This is a genomic window from Thermosulfuriphilus sp. (genome assembly GCF_054026695.1).
Map to the genome: position 1 here is coordinate 121608 of NZ_JBPMLP010000056.1, position 25857 is coordinate 147464.

A 25857-nucleotide genomic window follows, 5' to 3' on the forward strand; every position below is an offset into this window, starting at 1 on the left:
GTTAACCTCCCTCTGGGCTGAGTTGGGCCCCTTGATAGGTAATCCTGCCAAGGGGCCAAGGAAGAGTAAGCCTCAGGGTCTTAAAGCCTGAGGCTCTGATTTCCAGCTCCACTTCCTCGGATCCGTCTGGCCCGGGGATCAGCCAGCCCTTGTTGGTTCTGATTAGGTCTTGGGGGGAGATCCTCTCTGGAAAGAGGACAAAAAAACCCTGGCTGTCGGACTGAGAGACAATCGTCTCGCTTTTAAGACGGACTATGACCGTGGCCAAGACAGGTTCGCTTTCGTCCTCTTTAACCACCTGGCCACTGAGCACAGTTGATCCTCGAGGGAAGGGATAAATCCGGCCAGGATAGAGAGGGATCTCGAGGAAATCATCGTTTGATGAGAACACCCTTTTGACCCTTCGATAATATGGGCTGGTGATGACGATCCTCCCAGGCCCGGCTCCAGAGGAATAAAGGAGCAGATCCTCAAGCCGGTTGCGGCGGACAGCTACCAAGGCATCGGCCAGATCGAGACTATAGGGGAGATGGGGCGGTCGACCGGTAAAGGCGTCTTTTAGACGAAGTACCAGCGAGGGTCGAACGAGGATGATTTCCTTCATTTCGCCTCCAGACAGACCTTTATCTCTCTGGTCGGTGCCAAGGATTCCTCGTCGGTTTCGATGATCACCGGGGTGACCAGATAGCAGACAGAAAGTTTGAAGGGACGGGTATGAAAGGCGTTCCAGATCCGGGCCATCTCCTCGATGGGAATGGGATTGAAGAGGACCCTCAGCTGAAGGCCACTTCCCATAAGACTTCCCCGAAGATAGGGGTCAGTTAGAAGACTATGCTCCTGAAGAATCCTCATGGCCTGTCCTAGGATGCGGTATTCTTCCAGGGTGGCCTCGGTACGATCGACCATCTGGGAAGGGGCGTAGGTGGTCAACATATAGTATAGGTCAAGGGCCAAACAGGGACGCTGTCGGCCTCTGAGACCTTCGGGATCCCGGTTTTTGAGATAGGCATTTTCCCTAACTTCATAAAGAAAGAGACAGAGCCTGGGGGTATGGGAGGGGCCGAGGTCTCCTGGAGAAGAAAGGACTATTCCCTCATTGGGATTAGGGATAAGGTCCTTAAGGCCTTCTTTTAGGATCTCGATCAGACTTCGGCTTACGGCGGAAATTACAGTGGACATGTCTTTGATCCGGATGTCTCAACAACCTTCTGATAAAGGTTGGGATTGTCCCGGAGGACCAGAAGATGTTCTCCGGCCTGGATCTGAGTTTTGGTCCAGATAGGCCGCCGTCCCACCCGGCCGCCGCCTATCTCTGGAGGCTGGCCGGCCCTTTTCCTCAGCCAAAGAGCCTCTACCTTGATCCCTTTTTCCTCTTCCTGGAGCTTTTTTTCGACTTTTTCCTTGGCCTCTGTCCTCAGACTATAGAGATAGTTCCTGAAGACTATCCCTGAGGATCGATTGGCCGAAAAATGAAGAAGGATATAATTGTCCAGGGTGTCCGGTCCTCCAAGCTGGAGTTCGATGAGGTGATCGACGTCAAAATTCTGTTTGACCTGAGGGAAGAAGTTTCCGGTCTTTGACCAGATAGGAATCTTGTGAAGGCCCCGAGAGATGATCTTTTGGCTCCTTTTTCGGGCCAGCTCCGGATCTAATCCCCGTTTGAGGTCAAGTCTTTCGAGCTCGTCGAGCCGTTTTCCGAGATCTATCGGAGAGACCTTCTCGCACCATTTGCGGCGTTGCTGGTCTTTTCGGGGGGAAAGCGGCTTGAGAAGATTGGCATTTATGGCCTTGGCCGTGTACTTCTTGCGAATATAAGGAATTTCATATTTAGCCCGGGGGAGAAGAAGGCTGGTGAAGATGAGCCTTCCGCCTCTTTGAGAGTCCTGGCGGTATTCATAACTAACCAGTCGTTTTCCAACCTTGACCGTCCCCCAGGTCTTAAAGGGCCTAAGGGGGATGGTTCCCAAATCCAGACCAGGGCTCATCTCGGCATATATATGGGCTAACTTGTAGGCGAAGTGGGCCCTTAGAATCTGGAAACCATATCTTTTCTTGAGTCTTTTTAGTTCTTGTTTGAGTCGGCCTCGGTCGGCTGGTTTGGGAAGGCGGGCTAGGGTTTTCTTGACGGCCTCAACAGCCTCTCCTCGGCGGTCAGCCCTCTCTACTTCGGCCCCTTTGGGAGCGAATCTTCGGCTGGTTTTCTGGGGAGGCTCAAAGGTTGTATGAGGCCTTTTCTTCCTCGGGAGGCGTCGCCTGATCCTGGATCGGGCTTTTCGGGAGAGACTCCAGGGCTCTGGGGCCTTAGGGAGACCTTCTTTGAGCCCTGGTGATTTGGAGTCTCGGGTCTCTGGTGGACGAAGGGCATGCTGGTTTTTCTCTCGCCACCTCCCCCGTACCTTCTTTGGGCTTCCTCGGCCCTTCTGAGTTCGTTTGGCCATGATATCGCTCATGAACTTAGTCGGATTAAAGTCCACCTGCCCGAATTCAATGCGAGGCCAGGATTTTGAGCCAAAGACGTATTCCACCTGGGCCTTAATCCCCAAAGTCCCCGGAAGTGGCCATTGCCTGTTAAAAAGAGGCCACCTCCAGGTCTTGTCCGGAAGGGGGGAAAGAAGGGGAGAATCTACTTTAATAAAAACATCCCCTCCGAGTCCCAAGAAAGGCTGGGCGGCCATCTCCAACTCTCCGCGGATAAAGAATTGGCCTTTCTTCTCCGGGGTCGGTTCTCGGTAGCCGATGATGGGGACAGCTTCAGCGTAGCCTTTGACCCCTGCCCGGCCAGTAAGGCCAACGCCTGCCTTGATATCGTGGGCCAAAATCTCCAGACCGGCGCCCCCTTCGGCCCGGACATCGAGCCCGGCGGCGGCAGAAATATTGATACTTCCTTGAATCTCGAAATTTTTGGCCACCTGGGGATCGGTAGAATAGGTTCCAGAGATCTGGATGTTGTAAAATTTACCCGGCCCCATCATAGCCCAGAGCTCAAGGCCAACCCCGATGAAGATAAAAATGTTCCCCACCACAGGAAGACCGTATCTGGCCCGGGCCTCGAGTCGAGGCAGTGGTTTACGGAAGGTCTTTTGGGGGAAAAGCTCAAATTCTCTCTGAGGAGTTATTTCCCCAATGACTGTTAAGTGCCCAAAGGGATCGATGACCACATGGGCTGTTCCGCTGAGCCAATCGGTAAAAGAAAAGGTCAGGTCTCCTTCGGCAAGGATTCCAAATTTTTTCTTTAAGTCTCTGGCTGGAATGTTCTTGGCTTCGAGGAGCTCTCGGGTCTTGTCCTTGCTGAAAACAAAGACAGCAATCTTCCCGGAGAACTTTTCATTTCTATAGGAGATCTGCCCCTTTCCCGAAAGCCCTTCTCGGTCCCACCTGAGATCGACTTTACCCCTGGCTGGGGCTCCCAGATTGACTTCCGCCTGGGTCTCCCCTTCGAGAAATCCATCTTTGGCCCGGTGGAAATCAACTTTGGTCTCAAAAAGACCTTGGATGGCCATTTGGGCTTGGGCCTCAGTGAGGAGCAGACTCTCGTCTTTGAGCTCCAAGGAGAGCCTTCCCTTAAAGGCCTTAAGGAGTCGGAAACGGACATCCTTTATAGCAAAGTTAAGAATCCCATCCTTAAGACGATTCTCGACCCTGATGCCTCTTAAAAGATCCATTGCTGGAAGGCCGAAGAGTTGAGGATAGTCCTTAAGATAGCGCTGGTTAATGTGTCTTAAGGGCCGGAATCCTTGACTTTCCTTTATCCCCAAGTATCCGGTGATCCGATTTCGTCTGAGGTGAATCAAAAGGGCCAAAGGTACTCCGGGAAGAAGCTCACGCCTTAAAGGCAAAATACCGGTTTCCCGACTAGAGAAAATGGGGCCTTCCGGGCCATGGTCTGTGGCCCTTATGTGGATCAGCCCTCGGGCTAGTTTTCCGTAATGGAGAGCTACTTCAAAGCCTTCCCGACCAGCTTCGACAATCTTCTGGGCTATAGGTTCAGGAGGTTTGAAGTGGTTCTGACCCTTAATCTCAAAAGAGGGAATTTGGGAAGAGGCTCCCCCTTTAGGCTCCTCAAAGCCCAGGGGACCAAAGGCAGGCTGCTTCACGCGGACAGGTCCAAGATCTGCGGCCAAAAAGGCCCCTAAAAGCTGGGCCTCTCTTTCGGCTGCGGTCAATGAGCCCCGGGGTCTCAGAGCCTGAGGGGCTACTTGGGATTTGCGTTGCTGGATGACATGGATAACCTCATGGGCCAGGATCTTTTCTTTTTTCTGCTCCCTGGCCTCTTGCCCCAGAAAGATCTCATCCCTAAAGCTAAGGGCCTTGACGCCTTGGGTCCGGACAACCCTTTCGGCCACTTCTCCTTCTATTATCCTTACCTTTTGGAGATCTTCCCCCAGTTGGGCCTCAAAACGTCTTCTAAGGGCAGGGGGCAGGGGTCGGCCGGTTTTGGTCTGCCCTTTTACCTTCCTCTTTTGAGAAATCTTTTTCCTGTCAGGACCCAAGGGTGCTCTCCAGGGTTGAAGTTCCAAGTTTTTGATATTCGAGCTCAATGGCCTGAAGCAGATCTTCTTTAGAGACACATCCCTTTGAGGCCCCAAGGAAGGCCGCCGTTAGAACAGCGTTTCTGATCTGGCCTCCGGTGAGTCGAAACCGACGAGCAAGCTGGCAGACGTCGATCTCTTCCTTTAGGGGCATCTCTTGGGGAATAAGCTTCCGCCATAGCCGGAGCCGGGCCGCCTCATCAGGGAAGGGAAAGTTGATTACTATATCGATTCGCCTCAAGAAGGCCTCATCAAGATTGGCCGTAAGGTTTGAGGCCAAGATGACCAGCCCTTGATGCTCTTCCATCTTCTGGAGAAGATGGTTGATCTCTAGATTGGCATAGCGATCTCGGGAATCTTTAAGTTCTGTGCGCCGGCCAAAGAGGGAGTCAGCCTCATCAAAGAAGACCACCACCTCTGAGGAAGTCAAGCAGTCGAAGACGTGGGAGAGACGTTTTTCTGTTTCTCCCACCCATTTGCTAACCACCACAGAGAGATCAATCTTAAGGAGAAGGCGTCCGAGTTCTTGGGCCAAGGCCTCGGCGGCTAAGGTCTTGCCGGTGCCAGATGGCCCGCGGAAGAGAACATTGATGCCTAACCTGGGCCAGATGATTCTGTTAAGTCCCCAGTTCTCAAGAATAGAGGCTTCCCGTACAAAAGAGACCAGAAGCCTCAGTTTGAAAAACTCTTCTTCGGGAAGTATTAAATCGTCCAGGCTCCGGCGGGGGTGAATGATCCTTGTCAGCCTTTGGTATCCATTTTCTGCGCGCCCCAGAAGAAGATTTTCGATCCAAAGAGGTCTATGGAGTCTTTGGGGCCCGGAAAACTGGCCCATTACTCCCCAGGCCTCTCTTCGGCTTACCAAAGGAAGACCTCTGGCTTTATTTTCACCTAAGACCTCCTGCCAGATCTGCTGACCATAGGAGGCCTTAAGGGGATCAAGGTGCCAGAAGGCCTTAATCCATCTGGAGGAAAGCCTTTTAGGTTCTGGCCCCAAGCTAAAGACCAACCAGCCAAGACGCTCAACAACGGAACCTGCTCGGGCCTTGTTTTCTGGCCACTGCCCTTCGAGTATCAAGACCCGACCGGAAAGGAGGGCCTCTCGGATCACAGTGGCCAAGGAATCCAGCCCCTTTTCTTCTGAGCCCCAAAGATCAAGGTTTATCCGCCAGCCGGAAAGCCCTAAGAGGAAAAGGGCCTCTTCGAGGACTACCTCCCGGGAGATCCGGGGACCAGAAAGCTGAATCCAGAGAGGGCGTCTTTGCTGCTTGGCCAGGATTCCAAGCCGGGCAATCTCTTTGGCTTCTGGGCTGAGGTGTTGGCATTCCGGAGGGCTGATCTCTTCAACTAGGCCCTGAAACCGTTCTGCCGAAGGTTCAAGGCCTAAGAGTCTGTCCAGAAGACCATCCGCTAATCGATATGGTCGGCGCCAGAAGGGCTCTTCAGGGAAAGGATCCAGAAACTTTATGAGATATAATGACCGTAGTAGTCCTTCCGGAGCAAAAAGCTCTCTCATCTTTTGGGGGCTGAGCTTGAGGAGTTTTCTGGTAAAACCTGGAGTTGGCCAGAGGAGCTTTTCGGCCTTAAGGGAGGAGACGATCTCTTGTTCCCCGATTTCGGCGCCCAGGGCTATCAGAAGAACTTTTTCTTCTTCAGGCCCTAGTCCGAAGCCTTTCTTGATCACGGACAACCATTTTCCTCCCTCGCCCAAACCAGATAGCAAAGAGCCCTCTCCTCTTTTTGTCTATTTTGGAAAATTTTAGGCAAAATTAGTGTTTAAGGTCAATTATTTTTAAAAAACTTTCTAAGCTTGTATGTTTTTGCCTACATTTGAAAGCTTAATTGCATTAACAGAAGATCGATGCGGTGGTGATTTCCCCGGGAAGGTTTTTAAGGGACTGGCCAGAGTGATTTGAAATGGCTCCGGGGCCAGGATTCGAACCTGGATACTGGGATCCAAAGTCCCATGTCCTACCAGTTAGACGACCCCGGAAGCCTTAGAAAAGTTACCCAGCACAGCAGCCTTGTCAACATTATATAAGACTACCCCCCTCAATTCCTTGACAGATATCCATCAATAGATTATTGAGACTTAGATTCAATTATTGGAGGAGCTTTATGTGTATTGCTCTTATAGGAGGGATGGATAGGTTGCGGAAGGAATACGAGACCGAGGCCCGGAAAAGAGGGGTAGAGCTGAGGATCTACTCTCGGTCGGTTCCCAGGCTTTCACGGAGGATAAGAAATGTCGATGCGATCATCATCTTTACCAATAAAGTCTCCCATGAGGCCCGAAGGCAGGTTTTAGAGGCCCATCGGGAGTGTGATATTCCCCTGATCCAACTTCACTCCTGTGGGCTCTCCAGCCTTAAGAAATGCCTAGCCGATTTTGTTCAAAGGAAAGAGCTCAAAACCTAAAAAAGAAGACCACAGATTGGCCTCTTTTTATCCTCGAGGTAGCTTAAGGCAGAAGGCTTATTATGGTCTTGCTTAAAAGGCCGGCCTTTAAGTTTTTATGGGAAAGATGCTTTACTTAGATAGAATTCGGGCAATTTTTATTTTATCTTTTAGAGGCCTTAAAGATCTGAGGTTCAGAGGGCCGGTTCCCATGCGAAAGATCCGCCTACTCCTGGAGATGATCAAGTTTGAACACACTATCTTTGCTTTACCCTTTGCCTTTATGGGGGCTGTCTTGGCGGCCAGGGGGCTTCCGCCAGCCGATACTTCCCTTTATATTTTGGGAGCAATGGTAGGGGCCCGAACGGCGGCTATGGCCTTCAATCGTTTGGTAGATCTTTCCTTTGATGCCGCCAACCCCCGGACTAGGACTCGACCGCTGGTCACCGGTGAGGTTACTCAGAGAGAAACCTGGTTGATGATCGCTCTGGCCGGAGGGCTTTTTTTCTTTTGTGCCTGGCGTCTAAACCCCCTTACCCTCAAGCTTTCACCTTTAGCTCTGGCTGTTATTCTGGCCTATTCCTACACCAAGCGCTTTACTTGGCTCTGCCACGTCTTTCTGGGCTTGGCTATCGGTCTTTCTCCTTTGGCCGGCTGGATTGCCGTCACTGGGGTCTTCTCTTGGAAACCGCTTCTCCTGTCCTTAGGGGTGATGTTCTGGGTGGCCGGTTTTGACGTTCTTTATGCCTGCCTTGACGAGGACTTTGATCGACAAGTGGGCCTTTATTCCATCCCGGCCAATTTTGGTCGCAGACGGGCTTTTGCTATCTCGGCCTTTTTTCATGCCTTGGCCTTTGCCCTTTTTGTTCTTGTAGGATTGGTGTTGGGGCTTGGTTGGATTTACTATCTGGGGCTAGGGATAACGCTGGCCCTGTTTGTTGCTCAAAGGGTGGTTATCTCTCCGGAGGATCTTTCCCGGATGGATCTTTCCTTCTTCACCTTCAATGGGGCTATTAGTATAGTTATGTTTCTGGCAACAGTGCTTTCGTTCCTTTTCTAAAGGAGTTCTTCCAGTATCTTGACCAATTCTGTTATCCGGTAGGGCTTGTTGAGGAGCCCCTGGAAGCCGTAATGCTGATAGTCATTCATGATAGGGTCGCTTGAGTAGCCACTAGAGACGATCACTTTGGCCTTGGGATCTATTTTAAGGAGCTTGGCCACAGCTTCTTTGCCCCCCATGCCTCCGGGAATGGTGAGATCCATGATCACCAAGTCAAAGGGCTGGCCGGCCTTTTGGGCTTGCTGATAAAGTTCAATGGCCTCTCCGCCTTCTTTGGCGAAGGCTACCTCGCAGCCCAAGTGCCTGAGCATCTCTCCCAGGGTCTCTCGGACCATTTCCTCATCGTCCATAACCAGGATCTTCCCCGTTTTCTTTAAGGGGGGGATCTGCTCTTCTTCTCTCCCTGGGGCTTTTTGACCTCCCTTGGCCGGGAGATAGATGTGGAAGGTTGTTCCTCGTCCGACCTCTGATTCTACCGTAATGTGGCCTCCATGTCTTCGAATGACCGAAAAACAGGTGGCCAGTCCCAGGCCGCTTCCATTAGGTTTGCTGGTGAAAAAAGGGTCAAAGATCCGAGGCAGAACCTCTGGGGGGATCCCAACTCCTTCATCTCTTATGGAGAGCCTTACATAGGGGCCAGAAGGAAGCGGAAGACCGTCTTCGGGACCAAGGTGGACATTGGTTGCTGAAATCTCAAGTTGTCCTCCTTCGGGCATGGCCTCCTTAGCGTTTATAACCAAGTTGTTGATGACGATGCTAATCTGATCCTCGTCGGCTTCAACCGGCCAAAGATCAGAAGAGATAGCAAACCTGGGCATGATCTGGGACCCCCGCAGGGCAAAAGAGGTGGCCTCTTTTACCAATTCGGCGATGGAGACCACCCTTTTGCTGGCCACTTCTTCCTTGGCAAAGGCCAAAAGCCTTTGGGCTAAGGCCTTGGCTCGAAGAGAGGCCCTTTCAGCCTGATCGAGGAGCAGACGGACATCTCCTTCTCCAATCTGGTATTTGGCCAGGGAGAGATTGCCCAGAATGGCTGTAAGGATGTTATTGAAGTCATGGGCGATACCCCCGGCAAGGACGGCTAGGGACTCAAGCTTGTTTGATTTAAGCATCTCCTCTTCGAGTTTTTTTCTTTCGGTAATGTCCCGGAAGACCATGACTGCCCCGACGATGAGGCTTTTTCTTTCGTGGATTGGTGAACAGGTCCCCTCAATGAGTCTTTCCTTGTCATTACGGGTGAGTAGGACGGTTTCTTTTATCTCTACTAGCTGTCTTTCTCGCAGACACTGATCAACAGGGTCAGGGCTCTGGGTCCTGTCATCGCTCCTTAGGCGGAAGATTTCCTTTACCGGCCGCCCCCAAGCCTCATCCCTGGACCAGCCGGTAATCTCCTCAGCGGCCCGGTTCATCATCTGGATGCGGCCTTTTTCATCGGTGGAAAGAACGGCTTCCCCGATAGAGGCCATGGTTACGGCCAGACGTTCTTTTTCTGCCGAAAGTTCGGCCTCAGCCCGTTCCCTTTCGGTGATCTCCTCCCTTAGTTTCTGGTTGAGGACTTCGAGATGGGCAGTTCGTTCCCGAACCTTTTCCTCAAGGTGATTACGAGCCCGCTCCAGTTGAGCCTTGGCCTCCCGTAGTCTTCGGTTAAGGCCAGCCACATAGATGGCTACCACCGCATTGCAGAGGGCAAAGAGTAGGAGAAGACCTACTAGGTACCAATATTTTCGGATGGCCTCCTTAAGGGTGAAACGTCCTAAATCCTGGTAAGGGCCTATGTGGAGCTCTTTGAGACATTCATGGACGGGCTGATAGTTTTTGGGAATAGTCCAGCCGGCGATCCCTGCGGCTAATGCCGCTGGGGACTCTGGAGGCATCTTCATAAGGGCGATGGCCACCTTTTCGGCTAAGTCATCGGGGGTGTGACGGGCTTTAGCAAAGGGCCATTCTGGATAAAGCCTGGTGCTTACCAAGAAGGGAAAACCTGGATACTGTCTTGGTGAGAGGATGCGGAAGTCCTTGAGATTGATTTTGCCCTCTTGGGCCATGGTCTCCAGGGTGTCGGTGCGAACAGTCCCGGCATCAACGGCCCCGTTGAGGACGGCGTAAACGACCTCATCGTGGGTGTCTAAAAAAAGTACGTCTTGGAAGTCTCTCTGGGGGTCAATCCCCCTTTGTTTAAGTTCCCTCCAGGCCATATGCCAGCCGCCAAAGGAGTAAGGGTTTACAGCGGCGAATCTTTTGCCCCGAAGATCTGAGAGATCTTTTATGTCCGGTCGATCTGCTCGACAGAAAATCACTCCCCCAAAGACGGTATAGACCCCTCCTTGACGGCTGTTTTTGAGAGTGGCTATCCGGCTGGCCCCATTTAAGGCCTCAAACTCTACGTACATAGCCGGATTGGCCAGAATAAAATCAAGCTCTCCGGCTTGAACGGCCCCCCTCAGGGAGTAAAAATCAAGGGGAACTAACTGAAATCGATACTCGGGCAGAGCTCGGTTAAGATAAAAGACCATAGGAGCCCATCTTTCCAGGGCCTTAACCCTTCCTCTTTTGGCCAGGACTCCTATCTTGAGTTCCTTGCCCCAAGTGGGGAGAGATCCTAAAAAGATAAGGATTGCGACGACAAGAAAGGATAAAACTATTCTTTTCATAACTGTCTATACTTAGAGATCGTCAAAAGCAGGAGAAAGTTAATTATTACTGCATTTATAAGATTAAATATCTGACAGTATCAAGATAAGATCCTTCTTTTTAAAAGACTCTTTTAGGAGAAAGATACCAATGTAAAACTCCTTCTAAAAGAAGAAGTCTTGAATTTAGTCTTTAAGTAAAGATTCTCCTCTTCTCATCAGTCATCTATTCCTCCATATTCAAATTGACCTAAAACTTTGGTGGCCTATCTCTCCATTTTGTTCTTACTCGCAAAGCAAATTCCTCAACGGGTATTTAAGGCCTGGAAATTTTATCTTTTGGATCCCTTTTGACACTTTAAACCCTGTTTTGGAATTGATCAGGTAAAAAGAAGTTGATTTTTACCTTTTTTTTGAAATAAAAAATTAAATCCCTTAAAAAGGAGATCAGAAAATGAGAAAATGCTGGATTCTGGTGTTTTTTTTAGTCTCGAGTCTCTTTTTCTCTAGTGAAACCTGGGCTGAAAGGCCCAAGTTGCGCCTGTTAGCTCCTTCTCCAACTAGGCAGAATAGCGATGATAATTCCGATCAAAAGGCAGAATCCGCTGGGCAATTTCACCCTTTAAAGATCTCAAAGGTCAAAATTCCAAAGCCGGTAAGCCGAAGAGTCCTTGAGGCTAAACTTCCTCAGATAATAGCCGAAGCCCAAAAGAGGGGGATCATCGTAGACAAGGCAAAATCTAATGCCATTACAGAATCTCTCTTTTCTAAAGATGAGGGGGTAGTGTTAAGGCCATATTCCACCCCTCCTGAGATCAATAGAAATCCAATCGGTTATTTTCGCGTTTGGGGTTTTACCGAGTTTTGGATCATAGGCCCCTATTCTTTAAAAGAGCAGGCTGAAAAGAATTTTCTTGTTCTTGGTCCTATAGGTGTAGCCTATCAGATACGCCAAGGTATCAAGTGGGATATAGATTTTAAGGTGTATTTAGAGCCGATCTGGCAGAATCTATCTAAGGTTTTTATGATCCGTCTTCGAACTAATACTATTAAAGATGACTCCGTTATTGTAAATGATCAGCTGGTAAGATTGACTAAGATAGGAGATGAAGAGTGGGCAGGTCTAGTAACTCCAAATTCAGAAGGTCTCATTCATATTATAGTCGAGCCAGGGAATTATAGATATTGGTTAATTTATGGTGTTTCCTGCAAGCGCTTTGAGTAGTTATCTTGAGCAAATCTATTTACTCTATTTTTGGTGCCGAGGGGGGGAGTCGAACCCCCACGGGGCTTGGCCCCTGCGGATTTTGAGTCCGCCGCGTCTGCCAGTTCCGCCACCTCGGCAGGGCTCCTAACCTTTACGCCCAAGCGATTTACCATGATCGCCTTTGGCCTGCAAGTGCTGCCAGATCTAGGGGCTTTGACCCCAGCGGGGGTGATCCACGGGGAGGCCTAGCCGGGTGAGGAGCCTGCGGACAAAAAAGATGACCATTTCTTCAAGGCTTTGGGGATGATGATAAAAGGCGGGCATGGCCGGATAGATTATAGCCCCTGCCTCAGCGGCCCGGAGCATATTCTTCAGGTGAATTTGATTAAAGGGAGTTTCCCTGATTACCAGGTAAAGGGGGCGGCCTTCTTTTAAGAAGACGTCTGCGGCCCGATGGATAAGATTATTGGCCAGGCCTTGGGCGATGGCGGCCAAGGTTCCCATAGTGCAAGGACAGATAACCATGGCTTCATAGTGGGCTGAACCACTGGCCGGGGGAGCAAAGAGATCATCGGCGACATAGACGGCTTGGACAAGCCTTTCTACGGCCTGAGGTGGCTCCCCAAGCTCGTAAGAATAAACCTTCTGGCCAGCCTCAGAGAAGATGACCTCAAGTTCAGCCCCTGCCCTTGAACCCTCTTCAAGGAGTTTTTTTCCGTATATGGAGCCTGAGGCCCCGGTTATGGCCACAAGGATCCTCATCTCCGTAGCCTTTTGATGATCTTCTGCCAGATAGGTTCTACCTTACGCTTTATGGCTTCATCCATTTCGATTACCGGGGGCCAGTCGCGCAGAAAGCCCTCCTCAGGCCACTTCCTAGTGGCATCAACGGCCATCTTGCTTCCGTAGTGAAGATAAGGAGCGGCATGATCCAGGGCATCTACCGGCCCGTCAACAAAGAATATGTCTCTCCGGGGATCAATGTTGTTGGTCATCCGCCACAGGCATTCAGATAGATCCTGGACATTGACCTCCTTGTCAAAGACAACGATGATCTTGGTGAACATCATCTGCCCTAATCCCCAGAGGGCGCAGGCTACCTTGCGGGCATGGCCAGGATAGCGCTTATCAATGGAGACAAAGGCCAGATTGTGAAAGACACCCTCAATGGGCAGATTAAGATCGACAACCTCGGGTAGGGTCCGCTTGATGAGTGGAAGAAAGAGCCTCTCTGTAGCCTTGGCCATGTAGCAATCTTCTTGGGGGGGGCGGCCGACGATGGTCGCTGGGTAAATGGCCCTTTTGCGCATGGTCATGCAGGTTACGTGAAAGACCGGATAGTAGTCCGGCAGGGAATAGTAGCCGGTGTGGTCTCCAAAGGGGCCTTCAAGTCGCCTTTCTCCAGGTTCCACATAGCCCTCAAGGACAAACTGACTGTTGGCTGGGACTTCCAGGTCTATCGTCTGGCACTTGACGAGCTCTACCGGTTCCCCACGGAGGAAACCGGCAAAGATAAGTTCGTCCAGATCGTCTGGAAGCGGAGCAGTGGCAGCATAAGTTACGGCGGGATCTGGCCCTATGGCTACAGCCACCGGAAGTCGTTCTCCGCGGGCCTCAGCCAGGCGATAGTGTTGGGCCCCACCTTTATGGGTGTGCCAGTGCATGCCTGTGGTTTGTTTGTCAAAGACTTGCAAGCGGTACATACCCACGTTGCGCTTACCCGTCTCTGGATGTTTGGTGATAACGACCGGGAGAGTGATAAAAGGGCCGCCGTCTTCGGGCCAGCAGTGGAGAACAGGAAGCCTGCCTAAATCTACCTCCTCACCACGGAGGACTATCTCCTGGCAAGGGGCCTTTTTAACTATTCGGGGAAAGGCCCCGGCCAGACGTTTTATTTTGGGGACTAGTTTGAGCTTTTTGATTATGGAATCCGGGGCCTCAACCTCGATGAAGGTGGCGATTTCTTCGGCCAGGGCCTCGAGGCTCTCCACCCCTAAGGCTAGACACATCCGACGTTCAGAACCAAAGGCGTTGGTTAGGACGGGATATTCATAGCCAGAGACATTTTCAAACAGGAGGGCCGGACCCAGGGCCTTTGAGACCCGATCGGTAATCTCGGTGATCTCAAGCTTCGGGCTTATGGGATCTTTTATTCTCAGAAGCTCTCCTTCTTCCTCCAGACGTTCTATAAAGTGATTGAGGTCCTTGTAGGCAATCATTTTTCCTCCAGACTTCTCTCAGAGAATAGGGCCTTTATTTGAGTCCCGTATATATAGTTACTATTCCTAAGGTCAATGGCCGGTAGGATATTTCTTTAAAGCCGGCCTCCTCCATCATGAAGGCAAAACGGGTCGGTTCGGGAAAAGACCAGATGGAAGAGGCCAGATAGCGATAGGCCTCTTCGTCTCCAGATATGATTCCTGCCACCTTGGGCAGGATCCGGGAGAGATAAAAGCGGTAGATGGCCCTGAACGGCCCCTTGGGCCTTGAGAATTCAAGGACGACCAATTTCCCCCCAGGCTTTAGGACTCGATACATCTCCGAGAGCCCCTTTTCCGGACGGGAAAGATTTCGGACCCCAAAGGCCACCGTCACCCCCCAGACACAGGCCTCTTTTAGAGGAATTTGCTCTCCGTCTCCACAGATTGAGTGAATAAGGGGCCTCTCACGCCTCCCCTCAAGGCGCCCCTGGCCATAGGCCAGCATCTCGTAACAGAAGTCAACCGCCATTATGGGCCGGGGCTCTTGTCGGACGAGTTCCAGTGATAGCGGTAGGGTTCCGGCGCAGAGATCAAGAATTGGCCCCTTATAGTGAGAAAGCTCTTTGGCAGCCGCCTGACGCCAGAGGTGGTCAATCCCGAAGCTGGTTACAGTGTTGATCAGGTCATAGCGCCTGACCACGGCCGAAAACTTTTGCCTGACAAAGTTTTTTTTGTCAGTCTTTTTCCCAGCTAGCATGGAACAAACTCGATCTGGACCGGTTTCTTGAGTTCTCCTCTTTTAAAGAGCCGCCGATAGAAGATCTCTAGGGCCTTTATCTTGGAGGCCTCAAGGTTGTATTCAAGCCCTTTAAGATAATCAAGGCACTCTTTCTCAGACAGGGATATCCTTTGACTACACTGGCAGGCTATCTCTTCAAGGCGTCTGAGCCCTTCGCGGCGTGAACGATAGAGGGCTTCGGCTATTCGGCAAACCTCGGGGCCTTCTTGGGCAAACTGTCGGCAGACGGCCATAACCGCAAAGACAAAGGGCAGCCCAGTAAAGTGGAGCCAGAGACTGGCCAGATCATAGACATGGGGCCAAGGTTGGCTCCCTCTTAGTTTAAGGGCCTCATCGCCAATGGAGAGATAGGCCACCGGTCGGGGCCGAAAGAGATCTCTTTCGGCCCAGTTGCCCACAAAGTATCTCGGCCTGAGGCCTAGTTCGTCTTCGAGGATCATCTTAAGCAGGGCTACTGAGGTCTGGCTGTGGCGAGTCAGAAGTACCGGTCCGGGGCCAATCTCCTCTAGGGGTACCCGGGAGAAGAGAAGGACGCTTCCTACGGCCCCAGTGGCACTTATGGATATGTCTGGGAGCAAAAGATAGTTCTGGGCCTTCCGGGCATATTCATGGGAGGAAACAAGACCCAGATCTATTTCTCCGGCGGCTAAGGCCTGATTCAAGGTTGTCGGAGGGGCCTCAATAATCTCCCAGTCTGCCAAGGCGGCTAACTCCCTAAAGGTAAAGAGCAAGGGGGCCGTATTCAGAAAACCGACGATTCCAATGGTCACTTTAGCCATATATCCAAGAGAGCTCCGGTGGTTGACTTGAGCTGGTAAGGAAGCTGGCCAAGTCTTCGGCTTCAAGCCCCAGGCCATCGATACGTAGGCTCAAAAAGGCAGCTCGTTTACCTCTTTCGAGGCTGCCCCAGTCGTCTTCAAGGTTAAGGGCCCGGGCACCGTAGATCGTTCCCATCTTGAGGATCTCTTCTGGAGGGACTCGGGGAAAGAAGCGAGAGATGGCCGCCATCTCGGCGAATATAGAGAGGCGGTCATTGCTGGCCAAACTGTCTGTCCCTAAAGCTGGCTTTATCCCCAGCTCGAGGAACTTTTCTACCGGCGGCAACCCCACCCCAAGGTAGGTATTGCTTCGAGGACATAGGCAGACCGAGGCCCCGGAACGGGCGATAAGCTCCAGATCCTCAAGGCTTACCTGAACAGTGTGGACACAGAGGGTTCGGCGGTCAAGAAGCCCTAAAGAATCCAGATAGGCAATCGGGCTCATTTCTGGGGGACGAAAGGAAGGATTCCACTGGCCACGTTCCTCAAGAAGAAATCTTATGGGCCCAGAGCCTTCCTTTAAGAAGAGAACTTCTTCTGGACATTCGGCTACATGAATGGAGAAGACTGAACGGCGGCTTCGAGTCCAGGCCTTTATGGCCTGAAGAAGCAAAGGGGAGACCGTGTAGGGGGAATGGGCTGAAAGACTGATCTTGATGCCCGGGGTTCGTCCCAGACCAACGAGATCCTTGAACTCTCGAGATCCGTTCCGGAAGTTTATGATCTCCCGGAAGAATATCCCCTCGACAGGAGAACTCTCAAGGGCGCTTAAGGCCAGAGGGGTGTTGCCAATGTCGGCGATGACTCCGATGCCATCTTGCCACATCTCACGTACGGCCTGCCAAGCCGCCTCCTTGGCCTCTTCTTCATCTATCTCTGTTCGACCTTTGATAAGGCTCTTCACCCAAGAGATAAAAGAACCAGTGGGGGTGAGTCGCCACTTGAGGGCCGAGAGCTCCAAGTGGACGTGGGCGTTTACCAGGGCCGGCAGAATGACTACCTCCCCCAGATCAAAGATCAATCCTAGATCTTTTAGCTGCCGGTAAGGACCGACAGCAATAATCCTACCCTGAGCCGTGGCAATGATGCCATCTTCGATGACCGGAGAGGTGACCGGATAGATAAACTTGGCCCGGAAGATCTTAAGTTTTGACATGATTTTCAACCAGACGATAGTCCATCAGGCGTTGTCTAGCCTCAAAGCCAGCTTCTTCAATAAAACGCCTGATCTCTTCTACGGAAAGGCGATGGCTAACCCCAGTGGCTGCAACTACATTTTCTTCGATCATGGTGCTCCCGAAATCATTTGCTCCGAAATAAAGGGCCACCTGAGCAATCTTTGGGCCCTGGGTTACCCAAGAGGCCTGGATATTGGCCACATTGTCCAGGAGGATACGAGAGAGGGCCAGGGTCCTCAGGTATTCGACCCCAGAGGCCGGAGAGACCTCAATGGCTGTGTTACGGGGCTGAAAGGGCCAGGGAATAAAGGCCGTAAAACCGGCCGTTTTATCCTGAAGCTCCCGGATACGGATGATGTGGATCAGACGTTCTTCTATGGTCTCAATGTGGCCGAACATCATGGTGGCTGTGGTCTTAAGGCCCAGGCCGTGGGCGATCTCCATCACCGATAGCCATTGTTGGGAGGAGCACTTCCGGGGTGAAAGCTGGTGCCTTACCCGGTCTACCAGGATCTCGGCCCCTCCTCCAGGGATAGAATCGAGTCCGGCCCGGATGAGCCTTTTAAGCACCTCTTCCACCCCCAGGCCGCTTATCTGGGCAAAGTGGATGATCTCCGGGGGGGAGAAGCCATGGATGTGGAGACCAGGAAACTCGGCCTTCATAAAAGAGAGCATCTCTTCGTAAAAGGAGAGGTCAAGGTCTGGATGAAGCCCTCCCTGGAGGAGAATCTGGGTTCCTCCGAGCTCAAGGGTCTCTTTTATCTTCTGGCGCAGGGTATCCTTATTGAGGACATAGCCACCAGTCTGTCCAGGAGCCCGAAAGAAGGCACAGAACTTACACCCCGAGATGCAGATGTTGGTATAGTTGATGTTGCGGTCAACTACATAGGTGACCACGGCTTCAGGATGTAACCTCAGACGAACCTCGTGGGCCAGGGCCCCCAGCGTGGTCAGGTCAGCCTCTTTATAAAGGTAGAGGCCCTCTTCAAGGCCGATCCTCTCTCCATTGAGTATCTTTTGAGAGATGTCTATAAGTTTTTGGGAAGACCAGGCCTTTTCCTCCAAGTTAACTCTCCCTAGCTAGACTGGATTGTAGAGACTGTCCCGTTCAACGGGTTCAAAACCTGCCTCTCTAATAAGACGTTCTATTTCGTCCCTGGTAAGGACCTTGTCGTCTTCTACGCCTGATAGCTCACTGATGCGCTCCTCGATTACTGTTCCGTGAAAGTCGTCGGCCCCAAAGGCCAGGGCCACCTGGGCTAGCTTTAGACCTAAGAAGATCCAGTAGGCCTTTATGTGGGGGAAGTTATCTAACATGAGCCGGGAAACAGCGATCATCCGTAGGTCTTCAATCCCCGTGGTCGAGGCCACCTTAAGAGGGGTCTTCTGGGGCTTGAAGGGCAGGGGGATAAAACACAAAAAACCTCCAGTCTCATCCTGGGCCTCTCTTAAGGCCAAAAGGTGATCAAGTCTTTCCTCTATGGTCTCAATGTGGCCATAGAGCATGGTAGCATTAGTAGGAATTCCCTGTCTGTGGGCGGCCTTGGAGATCTCAAGCCACCTTTGGCCACTGATCTTCTTTTCACACAAAAGTCTTCTTACCCGAGGGCTGAAAATCTCTGCCCCTCCTCCAGGAAGGCAGGAGAGCCCTGCTTCCTTGAGCTCTTCAAGGACCTGGGTAATGTCTTTGCCGGAAATCCGGGCCAGATGATCAATCTCTACACAGCTAAAGGCCTTAACCTGGACCTCTGGGCGGATGGCCTTAAGACGGCGAATGAGTTCAAGATAGTACTCGTAGGGAAGATCAGGATGGCAGCCACCGACGACATGGATCTCCCGGATAGGTTCTGAAAGCCGAGCCCGAACCTTGGCCTCGATCTCCTTAAGGCTCATTTCATAGGCTCTCGAGTCATCTTTGGGACGACCGAAGGCACAGAACTTACATAGGTTAACACAGACGTTGCTGTAGTTGAGGTGCTGATTGTAGATGTAATAGACCTTTTGTCCGGAATGGCGTCTCCTGGCCACTCCAGCAAGATACCCAAGGGCCAGGAGATCAGTGGTCTCAAATAGCCTTTGGCCGTCTTGGAAGGAAAGCCTTTCGCCTTTTATGACCTTCTCCAGGATGTCTCCCAGGCCGGCCCTAAGAGCCGCCCTTTCAGCGAGAAGGGGTATCTTCTCTGTCATTGAGTCCGTCTCCAAGGTCGCCTCCGGCCATAACTATACACAGAAATTTTTGCTTATCCAGAGAGCCCGGCCTCCTTTACCAAGAGGAGATTTCCTCGACGATGAGATCGTGGAGGACGGGCCGGAAGGCCTTGATCTTTTCGTTGTTTCGTCGGGGATGGATCCGGTTGCTCAGGAAGACGATGATCAGGTCCCGTTTAGGATCAATCCAAAAGGATGTCCCGGTGAATCCCAAATGACCCCAGGCCTCTCGGGAAAGGAGGCTTCCGGCCGAGGAGTAACCTTCCTTCTGGGGCCGGTCAAAACCAAGAGCCCAGGTTCCCCCCTGCTGGCGCCAGTTCCAAAAAATCTCCACGGTCTCCTTTTTGAAGGGACCGGCTTGGCCCTGATAACATTCATAGAGTCTTACGGTCAAGGAAAGGACCCCTTCAAGACGCCCGAATAGGCCGGCCTGTCCGGCAGCCCCTCCTAGAACCCAGGTGTTCTCATCATGGACTTCCCCCCAGATAAGTTTTCCCCGCCAGGGGCAGAGCTCAGTGGGAGCGATATGATCAAGGGGGATCTTCCTTTGTCTAGGGCAAAAGGTCAGAGCCTCGGAAAGCCCAAGACTCAGGTAGATCCTTTGAGCAAGCACATCAAACGGGGCCTCTCCGGCCAGACTGAGGATCTCCCCCAGGAGAAAGAAACCAAGATCACTGTAGATCTCCTTGAATCCAGGGGGATAACCGAGAGGCTCGGCCAAGGTCCAGTACAGGAACAGCCTGCGCCTTTTTTCTGGCTGATAGGTAATGAGCCGGGCAAAATAGGGACGGTGGGCCGGAAGGCCGCTTGAGTGGCAGAGAAGGAAGGCCACGGGGACCTCTGAAAGGGGATAAGGGGCTGGGAAAAAGGTCTTTATTGGGGAAAACAGGTCCAGACTTCCCTCCTCCACCAGGGCCATAGCTACCAGAGCAGTGGCCAGGGGTTTGGTTAGAGAGGCCAGATCAAACCAGGTCTCTTCAGAGACGGCCCGGGCTCCAGGAGTCAGACCTGAGCGGCCCCGATAATAGAAGCGGCTTTGACCTTCGCACCAGATGCCAAGAGCGCATCCGGGAAAGACCTTCTCCTTTACTCCTCGGTCAAGGAGTTCTTCGAGTTTGGTGGCCATTGTCTTTTGAGGCAGAGATCTCTTCAAGGAGTCTTTGGAGGTCCCGTCGGTCAAAAAAATAAGAGGTCCGGCAAAAGTCGCAGCTTATCTCGGTGGTTTTCTGTTCTTCCATAAGGTGCTTGATCTCTTCCGCTCCTAAGGCAATAAGGGCCTTTTCCACTCTCTGTCGCGAGCAGCGGCAACCAAAGACAAGTGGTCTTGTCTCCAGAATGGTAAGAACACCTGGATCGAGGAGATTACCGGCAATCTCTTCGGGAGAAAATCCTTGGGAGAGGAGACTAGTGAGAGGAGGCATGGTTTTAAGGGCTTTTTCCAGATGGGCTACGGCCTCTTCACTGGCCTCAGGCATAGTCTGAAACAGGATTCCCCCCGCGGCTCTTACTTCTCCGGTAGTCTCCACCAAGACCCCAATGGCCGCTGCTGAGGGGATCTGTTCTGATACACTGAGATAATAACTCAGGTCTTCAGCGATCTCTCCGGAGACAAGGGGGACTGATCCCTGGTAGGGCTCCTTTAACCCCAGGTCCTTGGTGACCGAGAAAAAACCTTGGGAGCCAACTGCCCCGCCGACATCTAGTTTCTTGGCTTTAGTTGGGGGAAGATGGACCGCCGGACGCTGGATATAGCCTCGAACCCGGCCCCTGCCATCGGCCTCAGCCAGGATCTCTCCTAAGGGGCCACCACCTTGAATCTGGATCATTACCCGATGATCTTCTTTTTTGAGATCGGCCGAAAGGAGGACAGCGGCGGTCATCACTCGCCCCAGGGCAGCAATTGCCGTGGGACTGGCTTGGTGCCTTCGGCGGGCCTCCTCTACCAGTCTGGTTGTTCGGGCGCCGATGATCCGGAAGGCTCCGTCTTTGGTTATACCACGAAAAAAGTAATCTTCCATGTCGCCTATATCTAGCCTCAAACAAAGACTTTTCAAGAAGCCTTACTGAATTTGATCGGGGTCTTTGGTAATATTAGATTCCATGGATGACAAGGAGCTGGTGGCCGAAGAGGCCTTTGCCATTGTCGAGGCCGGGGGCGAAATTCCAGAGGTGGCCTTCTATAATGCTATCTATTTTTTGACTGAGGATCCCGAAGGACCGGGGATAAGGCTTGAAGAAGGCCATCTCTTGGCCTTGAAGAAGGCGGTCCTAGAACGCTACCGGCGTATTATCATTCGTGATCTTACCCCCGAGAATCGCCAAAAGTCTATCTATCGAGGGCTAGCCCGGGCTATCGTAAACTGGAGGAGGCTAAAGAGGTTTTGTTCTCGCCAGGCTCTAGAAGACAGCCTTCTAGAGAGAGTCAGAGAAGAGATCTGTGATCGGCTTGAAGAGTTCTTGCTCCAGGAGGCCATGGACGTGGCCAGAGGTGCTCCCTGTTCCATTAATTGCAGTCTTCCGGAGCTTTCTTCTTGGGTCAAGGATCTGGGGCTTGACGGAGATGGCGTCTTCAGATCCCTTAAGACCCTGGCCTTTGTCTTGATGCCCGAGACGGCCGATGTTATCAACCAACAAAAAGAACATCCGGGCTTTAAAAGAGCCGGCTTCGGTCAAAAACCTTGAGCGCTCAGGTTTTCGTTTCCATAATTCTCTTTCTCTTTGCCCTTGCCGTTCTTCTTCTGGGCTTGGGTCTTTTTCTTCCTTTTTTTAAGGCCATTGCTTGGGCGGTGATCTTGGCCCTTTTCTTCTTTCCCTTTAATCTTCGTCTGCGTCGTCGTCTTAAGGGGCACCGGGGGCTGGCGGCTTTCTTAATGTGTCTTTTATTGATATTTTTTATTATTGTTCCGGTCTTTGTCTTCCTGGCTGCCCTTACCAACGAGGTTATCCGGATCTATTCCGAAATCCACACTTCTCTGGGGGCCAATGGGTTTCAGATCCTTCCTAACCTTCAGGAACATCCCATTTTCCAGCGTCTGGGAGAAGGTGTCCTGAGAACGCTTCAAGAGCAGGAGGCAGCCTTTAAAGAGAGCTTAGTAGACGTGATCCGCAAGTTTGGCGATTTTTTCATCCGCCAGGGGACGGTGATCTTCAAAAACGTAGCCGGTCTTGTTATTCAAGGGGCCTTTATGATGGTAGCCCTTTACTATCTCTTTCGGGATGGAGACGACCTTCTTTATGCCCTTAAAAGTTTTGTCCCCCTTCCGGCAAATGATGTCGATATTATCGCCACGAAGATAAACCAAGTCCTGACAGCGACCCTTTACGGTAGTGTCCTTACAGCTATGGTCCAGGGTAGTCTGGGAATTTTTATCCTCTGGATCTTGGACTTCTCGGCACCTTTGCTCTGGGGGCTCATTATGACTATCTCTGCCTTTGTGCCCATCTTCGGAACAGCCCTCGTTTGGGGCCCGGCAACTGTTTATCTCTTGGTCAAAGGGCTCTATCTTAAGGCCCTGGTCCTGTTTCTTTTTGGGGGCTTGGTTATAAGCCAGATAGATTCTATCTTAAGGCCGGTTTTTATTGCCGGGCGTACCGATATCCACAATCTTTTTCTTTTCTTTAGTATCCTTGGTGGCCTTAACCTCTTTGGCTTTGTGGGTGTCCTTCTGGGGCCCATTATTATTGCCCTTTGTATATCTATCCTAGAGATTTATCGCTCTCGTATTCTACCCGGAGTAAAGGGTGCCTGAACTCCCAGAGGTTGAAACCGTTGTCAAAGATCTATCTCCAAGGCTTTTGGGGCGGAGGATAATAGCCCTGACCATCCTTTTGCCAAAAGTCCTTCGTCAGCCACCTTCGGCCTTCTCTGCCCTGGTGGGCCAGAGAATCTTTGGGCTTGAACGCCGGGGAAAAATAATCATTATTCATCTATCTCGCGGCCTCAGTCTTCTGATTCACTTGAAGCTTACCGGGAGACTGGTTCACGGAAAGAATCAACCAGACCATACCCACGTTATCTTTGAACTTGATGATGGAAGTCGTCTTTTCTATGCAGACCTTAGGCAATTTGGCTTTCTGGACTTGGTTGAGACCTCAAAACTAGAAGAACATCGAGCCATAGCCCACCTGGGCCCTGACCCTTTTGAAATTTCTCTGGAGACCTTTATGGCCGGCCTCTACCAACGAGCCCGCAAGATCAAAGCCCTCCTCCTGGATCAGGGTTTTATTTCCGGTCTAGGGAATATCTATACCGATGAGGCCCTTTTCCGGGCGGGGGTCCATCCAGAGAGGTCAGCCAAAGACTTAAGCCCCGAGGAAGCCAAAAGATTATTTAAATCCATCAGAGAAGTCTTAAAGGAGGCCATTTCTTGTCGAGGTTCAACAGTGAGAGACTATGTCGATGGTCAGGGCCGGGCCGGGGGCTTCCAGACCCGCCATTGTGTCTACCAGCGTCAAGGTCACCCCTGTCGGCGCTGTGGGACCGCCATCGTTCGGAAGACCGTTGCCGGACGGAGCACCCATTTTTGCCCCTCTTGCCAGCCTTATCCTATCCGGTCGGGCAGACTCTTTCCCCAAAAGGCGTCTTGACTAGTGTATCGGCGATGATATCTTAAAAATCCCCGGTCGGGACGTGGCTCAGTTTGGCAGAGCACTGCGTTCGGGACGCAGGGGTCGCAGGTTCAAATCCTGCCGTCCCGACCATTTCCCCTCGATAAAACCAACACTTACAAAGCCATTCAGTTTCCCCAGGAATAGTCTGGCCGGGTGTAACTTTTCTTGATATTAGGAGAACCAGAGGGCATTTTTAAAGCCGTTTTCCATTCTCCATGGTTTTTAAAAACAAAGGGGAAGTTTTTTTTCTGAAGCGAATGATAATCCCAGAACCCGGCCAGATAATAAGGGTAAGAAACCAGACCTTTTTAGTTCATGACATCAGCCCATATACCACTGCTGAAGCGACTTTTTACAAAGTTACCCTTGAATCCTTGGAAGACCATAGCTTAGGTACTTCCCTTGAAGTTATTTGGGAGCTTGAAGTTTCTTCCTGGGTCGAAGATGTGATAGGTTTTCCTGACCTTTCGGCCTGGGACCCTCCGGAAAGATTGGCCTCGCTTCTTCTTTCACTCAAGTGAACCGAGGCCTCGGTATTCGCCAATGACTCCTTTACCGCTCCCTTCCGTAGGGCTATAGAGATCGAACCCTATCAGCTTGAGCCGGTGGCAAGGGCGCTGGCTATGCCCCGGGTCTCTCTCCTTTCTAATCGAGAAGCAACTGAAACTATGAAGTTTCTGAAAATCTATATGTTGATGTCGATAAAGATGGAAAAATTGTGGCTTTAACCTTGGAGCACGCTTCAGAAGAGATGGATTTTTCTGAAATATCTTTCTCTACGTTGTTTCGTTCTAAAGGGAAGGTCCACCTCAATGCGGCGTAATAAAAATTTTGAACCAAATGGGGCGTCGATGTAAAAAAGAAAAAATAGTGGAAGAAAATAAGTCGTGAGCTAATAAAACTATGATTACCGACTATCACGCTAAATATTACGCTTACGCTATTAAACAACGCAGTAGCCAAGAATTAACCCGTCTATCGCACTCTCTTTTTGATGCCGCGGTTGATCTTAATCCTCACCAAATTGAAGCCGCTCTTTTTGCTTTGCGTTCTCCTATTTCCAAAGGAGTTATTTTGGCTGATGAAGTAGGTCTTGGAAAAACTATCGAGGCCGGGTTAGTACTATGCCAGTTTTGAGCAGAACGCAAGCGTAAACTTTTGATTATTTGTCCAGCTTCTATTCGCAAACAATGGTCTCTTGAATTAGAGGAAAAATTTTTCCTGCCTACAATTATTCTTGATGCTAAATCTTTCAAAGCATCTATGGCACAAGGCAATCCCAATCCTTTCGATTGTGACCGAATTGTTATTACTTCTATGCACTATGCCAGCCGGATGGCCCATTACATTCGCGCAGTTAATTGGGATCTAGTAGTTATAGACGAAGCCCATAAACTGCGAAATCTTTATCGGCCTTCGAATCGGATCGGAAGAAATATAAAATTTGCGCTGGAAGACCGTCCTAAAATCCTTTTGACGGCCACCCCGCTTCAAAACTCTCTACTCGAACTCTATGGACTTTCTCTTTTGATTGACGAACGCATTTTTGGAGATCTAAAAGCTTTTCGTGCCCAATATATGGGACGAAACGGTAATTTGTTAGAGCTACGAGAAAGGCTTCAAAAATTTTGTTATCGAACTCTTAGGCGTCAGGTAACCGAATATATTCGCTACACTGAAAGGCGTCTTATTACCCAACCCTTTACTCCTTCGGATGACGAGCAAGGCCTTTATGAAGCTATATCATCCTATCTACAGCGTGAAGATACTTACGCCTTTCCAAAGCGACATCGTCATCTCATGATTCTAATTGCCAGAAAACTTTTGGCTTCTTCTCCGAGAGCAGTAGCCGCCATGCTAGAGGCTTTACGTGACAGACTTATCGGACTTCGAGATGGGTTCAAAGAAAAAGACGATAGCGACCTGCTCGAACGCATCCTCAATGAGGAAGAGCTCGAAAGCGAACTTATTGAAGAAGACACTGAGCCGGAGGAAGAACTCTCCACAGAAGAAATCGATTTACAAAAACTTGAAGCCGAAATTTCTGAGCTTGACTCCCTCATTCGCTGGGCGAAAAGCATAGGCATAGATAGTAAGGCCCGAGCTCTTCTTAAGGCTTTAGAAATTGGCTTTAAAAAAATGGAGGAAATGGGGGCGGCTCGAAAAGCCGTTATTTTCACAGAGTCTCGCCGTACTCAACAGTTTCTCAAAGATTTCCT

23 protein-coding genes and 3 tRNA genes are annotated in these 25857 nt (G+C 51.0%); 10 read left to right on the top strand and 16 right to left on the bottom strand.

From position 1 onward, the window contains the following. Position 1: 1 nt before the first annotated feature. The 5 genes from ACXJJX_RS10480 to ACXJJX_RS10500 form a co-directional block, all read right to left on the bottom strand. Positions 2-604 (bottom strand): hypothetical protein, encoded by a 603-nt coding sequence (locus ACXJJX_RS10480; protein ID WP_456434547.1) that lies wholly within the window; start codon positions 602-604, stop codon positions 2-4. Further along, entirely contained in the window at positions 601-1179 is a 579-nt protein-coding gene (locus tag ACXJJX_RS10485; protein WP_456434548.1) for a Pvc16 family protein, read from the bottom strand. The genes ACXJJX_RS10480 and ACXJJX_RS10485 overlap by 4 nt, the downstream gene beginning before the upstream one ends. Next, positions 1167-4490, bottom strand: a complete 3324-nt coding sequence (locus ACXJJX_RS10490) for an eCIS core domain-containing protein (protein ID WP_456434549.1) — start codon at positions 4488-4490, stop codon at positions 1167-1169. Before ACXJJX_RS10490 ends, ACXJJX_RS10485 begins: the two co-directional genes overlap by 13 nt. Next, positions 4480-6213: an ATP-binding protein gene (locus ACXJJX_RS10495; RefSeq protein WP_456434571.1), complete on the bottom strand. Its 1734-nt coding sequence runs from the start codon at positions 6211-6213 to the stop codon at positions 4480-4482. Before ACXJJX_RS10495 ends, ACXJJX_RS10490 begins: the two co-directional genes overlap by 11 nt. A 234-nt stretch (positions 6214-6447) precedes the next feature. Further along, positions 6448-6522, bottom strand: a tRNA-Gln gene (locus ACXJJX_RS10500). Between the two features lie 125 nt (positions 6523-6647). On the opposite strand from ACXJJX_RS10500, the gene ACXJJX_RS10505 reads away from it, so the two are divergent. Next, positions 6648-6947, top strand: a complete 300-nt coding sequence (locus tag ACXJJX_RS10505) for a DUF2325 domain-containing protein (RefSeq protein ID WP_456434550.1) — start codon at positions 6648-6650, stop codon at positions 6945-6947. Between the two features lie 190 nt (positions 6948-7137). Continuing rightward, positions 7138-7986 (top strand): UbiA-like polyprenyltransferase, encoded by an 849-nt coding sequence (locus tag ACXJJX_RS10510; protein WP_456434551.1) that lies wholly within the window; start codon positions 7138-7140, stop codon positions 7984-7986. On the opposite strand, the gene ACXJJX_RS10515 is transcribed toward ACXJJX_RS10510, so the two are convergent. After that, positions 7983-10637: a PhnD/SsuA/transferrin family substrate-binding protein gene (locus ACXJJX_RS10515; protein WP_456434552.1), complete on the bottom strand. Its 2655-nt coding sequence runs from the start codon at positions 10635-10637 to the stop codon at positions 7983-7985. The two genes, ACXJJX_RS10510 and ACXJJX_RS10515, sit on opposite strands and share 4 nt — an antisense overlap. Before the next feature lie 433 nt (positions 10638-11070). Between ACXJJX_RS10515 and ACXJJX_RS10520 the strand changes: the two genes are divergently transcribed. After that, a complete protein-coding gene (locus tag ACXJJX_RS10520; protein WP_456434553.1) occupies positions 11071-11841 on the top strand; it encodes a hypothetical protein in 771 nt (256 codons plus the stop codon). Positions 11842-11872: 31 nt separating this feature from the next. Here the strand turns inward: ACXJJX_RS10520 and ACXJJX_RS10525 are convergent. The 10 genes from ACXJJX_RS10525 to hslO all read right to left on the bottom strand — a co-directional run bounded on the left by ACXJJX_RS10525 (position 11873) and on the right by hslO (position 21045). Then, positions 11873-11960, bottom strand: a tRNA-Leu gene (locus ACXJJX_RS10525). A gap of 67 nt (positions 11961-12027) precedes the next feature. Then, on the bottom strand, positions 12028-12585 hold the full coding sequence (locus ACXJJX_RS10530; protein ID WP_456434554.1) for a UbiX family flavin prenyltransferase: 558 nt from the start codon (positions 12583-12585) through the stop codon (positions 12028-12030). Continuing rightward, complete coding sequence (locus ACXJJX_RS10535) at positions 12582-14039, bottom strand: menaquinone biosynthesis decarboxylase (protein ID WP_456434573.1); 1458 nt, start codon at positions 14037-14039, stop codon at positions 12582-12584. The genes ACXJJX_RS10530 and ACXJJX_RS10535 overlap by 4 nt, the downstream gene beginning before the upstream one ends. Positions 14040-14076: 37 nt before the next feature. Then, entirely contained in the window at positions 14077-14781 is a 705-nt protein-coding gene (locus ACXJJX_RS10540; RefSeq protein WP_456434555.1) for a ubiquinone/menaquinone biosynthesis methyltransferase, read from the bottom strand. Further along, positions 14775-15602, bottom strand: a complete 828-nt coding sequence (locus tag ACXJJX_RS10545; RefSeq protein ID WP_456434556.1) for a menaquinone biosynthetic enzyme MqnA/MqnD family protein — start codon at positions 15600-15602, stop codon at positions 14775-14777. The genes ACXJJX_RS10540 and ACXJJX_RS10545 overlap by 7 nt, the downstream gene beginning before the upstream one ends. Beyond that, entirely contained in the window at positions 15595-16797 is a 1203-nt protein-coding gene (locus tag ACXJJX_RS10550) for an amidohydrolase family protein (RefSeq protein WP_456434557.1), read from the bottom strand. Before ACXJJX_RS10550 ends, ACXJJX_RS10545 begins: the two co-directional genes overlap by 8 nt. Beyond that, a complete protein-coding gene (mqnC, locus tag ACXJJX_RS10555) occupies positions 16784-17884 on the bottom strand; it encodes a cyclic dehypoxanthinyl futalosine synthase (RefSeq protein WP_456434558.1) in 1101 nt (366 codons plus the stop codon). Before mqnC ends, ACXJJX_RS10550 begins: the two co-directional genes overlap by 14 nt. A gap of 15 nt (positions 17885-17899) precedes the next feature. Beyond that, complete coding sequence (mqnE, locus tag ACXJJX_RS10560) at positions 17900-19006, bottom strand: aminofutalosine synthase MqnE (protein WP_456434559.1); 1107 nt, start codon at positions 19004-19006, stop codon at positions 17900-17902. Between the two features lie 76 nt (positions 19007-19082). Beyond that, the gene (locus tag ACXJJX_RS10565; protein WP_456434560.1) at positions 19083-20153 is read right to left on the bottom strand and encodes a serine hydrolase domain-containing protein; all 1071 of its coding nucleotides are present in this window, start codon (positions 20151-20153) and stop codon (positions 19083-19085) included. Then, on the bottom strand, positions 20125-21045 hold the full coding sequence (gene hslO / locus ACXJJX_RS10570; RefSeq protein ID WP_456434562.1) for an Hsp33 family molecular chaperone HslO: 921 nt from the start codon (positions 21043-21045) through the stop codon (positions 20125-20127). Before hslO ends, ACXJJX_RS10565 begins: the two co-directional genes overlap by 29 nt. Before the next feature lie 82 nt (positions 21046-21127). Between hslO and ACXJJX_RS10575 the strand changes: the two genes are divergently transcribed. The 7 genes from ACXJJX_RS10575 to ACXJJX_RS10605 form a co-directional block, all read left to right on the top strand. Then, a complete protein-coding gene (locus ACXJJX_RS10575; RefSeq protein WP_456434563.1) occupies positions 21128-21709 on the top strand; it encodes a hypothetical protein in 582 nt (193 codons plus the stop codon). Continuing rightward, entirely contained in the window at positions 21706-22776 is a 1071-nt protein-coding gene (locus tag ACXJJX_RS10580) for an AI-2E family transporter (protein ID WP_456434564.1), read from the top strand. The genes ACXJJX_RS10575 and ACXJJX_RS10580 overlap by 4 nt, the downstream gene beginning before the upstream one ends. Continuing rightward, the gene (mutM, locus tag ACXJJX_RS10585) at positions 22769-23614 is read left to right on the top strand and encodes a DNA-formamidopyrimidine glycosylase (protein ID WP_456434565.1); all 846 of its coding nucleotides are present in this window, start codon (positions 22769-22771) and stop codon (positions 23612-23614) included. The genes ACXJJX_RS10580 and mutM overlap by 8 nt, the downstream gene beginning before the upstream one ends. Before the next feature lie 37 nt (positions 23615-23651). Beyond that, a tRNA-Pro gene (locus ACXJJX_RS10590) sits at positions 23652-23728 on the top strand. A gap of 167 nt (positions 23729-23895) precedes the next feature. Further along, the gene (locus tag ACXJJX_RS10595; RefSeq protein ID WP_456434566.1) at positions 23896-24159 is read left to right on the top strand and encodes a hypothetical protein; all 264 of its coding nucleotides are present in this window, start codon (positions 23896-23898) and stop codon (positions 24157-24159) included. A 382-nt stretch (positions 24160-24541) separates the two neighbouring features. Further along, positions 24542-24775 (top strand): hypothetical protein, encoded by a 234-nt coding sequence (locus ACXJJX_RS10600; protein WP_456434567.1) that lies wholly within the window; start codon positions 24542-24544, stop codon positions 24773-24775. A gap of 21 nt (positions 24776-24796) precedes the next feature. Then, a partial coding sequence (locus tag ACXJJX_RS10605; protein WP_456434568.1) for an SNF2-related protein occupies positions 24797-25857 on the top strand: 1061 nt, incomplete at its 3' end.

Bases quoted from the DNA above. Each gene is read 5' to 3' on its own strand.
- hslO (WP_456434562.1), bottom strand. From the start codon at position 21,045: ATGGAAGATTACTTTTTTCGTGGTATAACCAAAGACGGAGCCTTCCGG.
- ACXJJX_RS10550 (WP_456434557.1), bottom strand. From the start codon at position 16,797: ATGTCAAAACTTAAGATCTTCCGGGCCAAGTTTATCTATCCGGTCACC.
- ACXJJX_RS10505 (WP_456434550.1), top strand. From the start codon at position 6,648: ATGTGTATTGCTCTTATAGGAGGGATGGATAGGTTGCGGAAGGAATAC.
- ACXJJX_RS10600 (WP_456434567.1), top strand. From the start codon at position 24,542: ATGATTACCGACTATCACGCTAAATATTACGCTTACGCTATTAAACAA.
- ACXJJX_RS10530 (WP_456434554.1), bottom strand. From the start codon at position 12,585: ATGAGGATCCTTGTGGCCATAACCGGGGCCTCAGGCTCCATATACGGA.
- ACXJJX_RS10510 (WP_456434551.1), top strand. From the start codon at position 7,138: ATGCGAAAGATCCGCCTACTCCTGGAGATGATCAAGTTTGAACACACT.
- ACXJJX_RS10545 (WP_456434556.1), bottom strand. From the start codon at position 15,602: ATGGCTAAAGTGACCATTGGAATCGTCGGTTTTCTGAATACGGCCCCC.
- ACXJJX_RS10520 (WP_456434553.1), top strand. From the start codon at position 11,071: ATGAGAAAATGCTGGATTCTGGTGTTTTTTTTAGTCTCGAGTCTCTTT.
- ACXJJX_RS10485 (WP_456434548.1), bottom strand. From the start codon at position 1,179: ATGTCCACTGTAATTTCCGCCGTAAGCCGAAGTCTGATCGAGATCCTA.
- mqnE (WP_456434559.1), bottom strand. From the start codon at position 19,006: ATGACAGAGAAGATACCCCTTCTCGCTGAAAGGGCGGCTCTTAGGGCC.
- ACXJJX_RS10480 (WP_456434547.1), bottom strand. From the start codon at position 604: ATGAAGGAAATCATCCTCGTTCGACCCTCGCTGGTACTTCGTCTAAAA.
- ACXJJX_RS10515 (WP_456434552.1), bottom strand. From the start codon at position 10,637: ATGAAAAGAATAGTTTTATCCTTTCTTGTCGTCGCAATCCTTATCTTT.
- ACXJJX_RS10595 (WP_456434566.1), top strand. From the start codon at position 23,896: ATGATAATCCCAGAACCCGGCCAGATAATAAGGGTAAGAAACCAGACC.
- ACXJJX_RS10565 (WP_456434560.1), bottom strand. From the start codon at position 20,153: ATGGCCACCAAACTCGAAGAACTCCTTGACCGAGGAGTAAAGGAGAAG.
- ACXJJX_RS10575 (WP_456434563.1), top strand. From the start codon at position 21,128: ATGGATGACAAGGAGCTGGTGGCCGAAGAGGCCTTTGCCATTGTCGAG.
- ACXJJX_RS10540 (WP_456434555.1), bottom strand. From the start codon at position 14,781: ATGCTAGCTGGGAAAAAGACTGACAAAAAAAACTTTGTCAGGCAAAAG.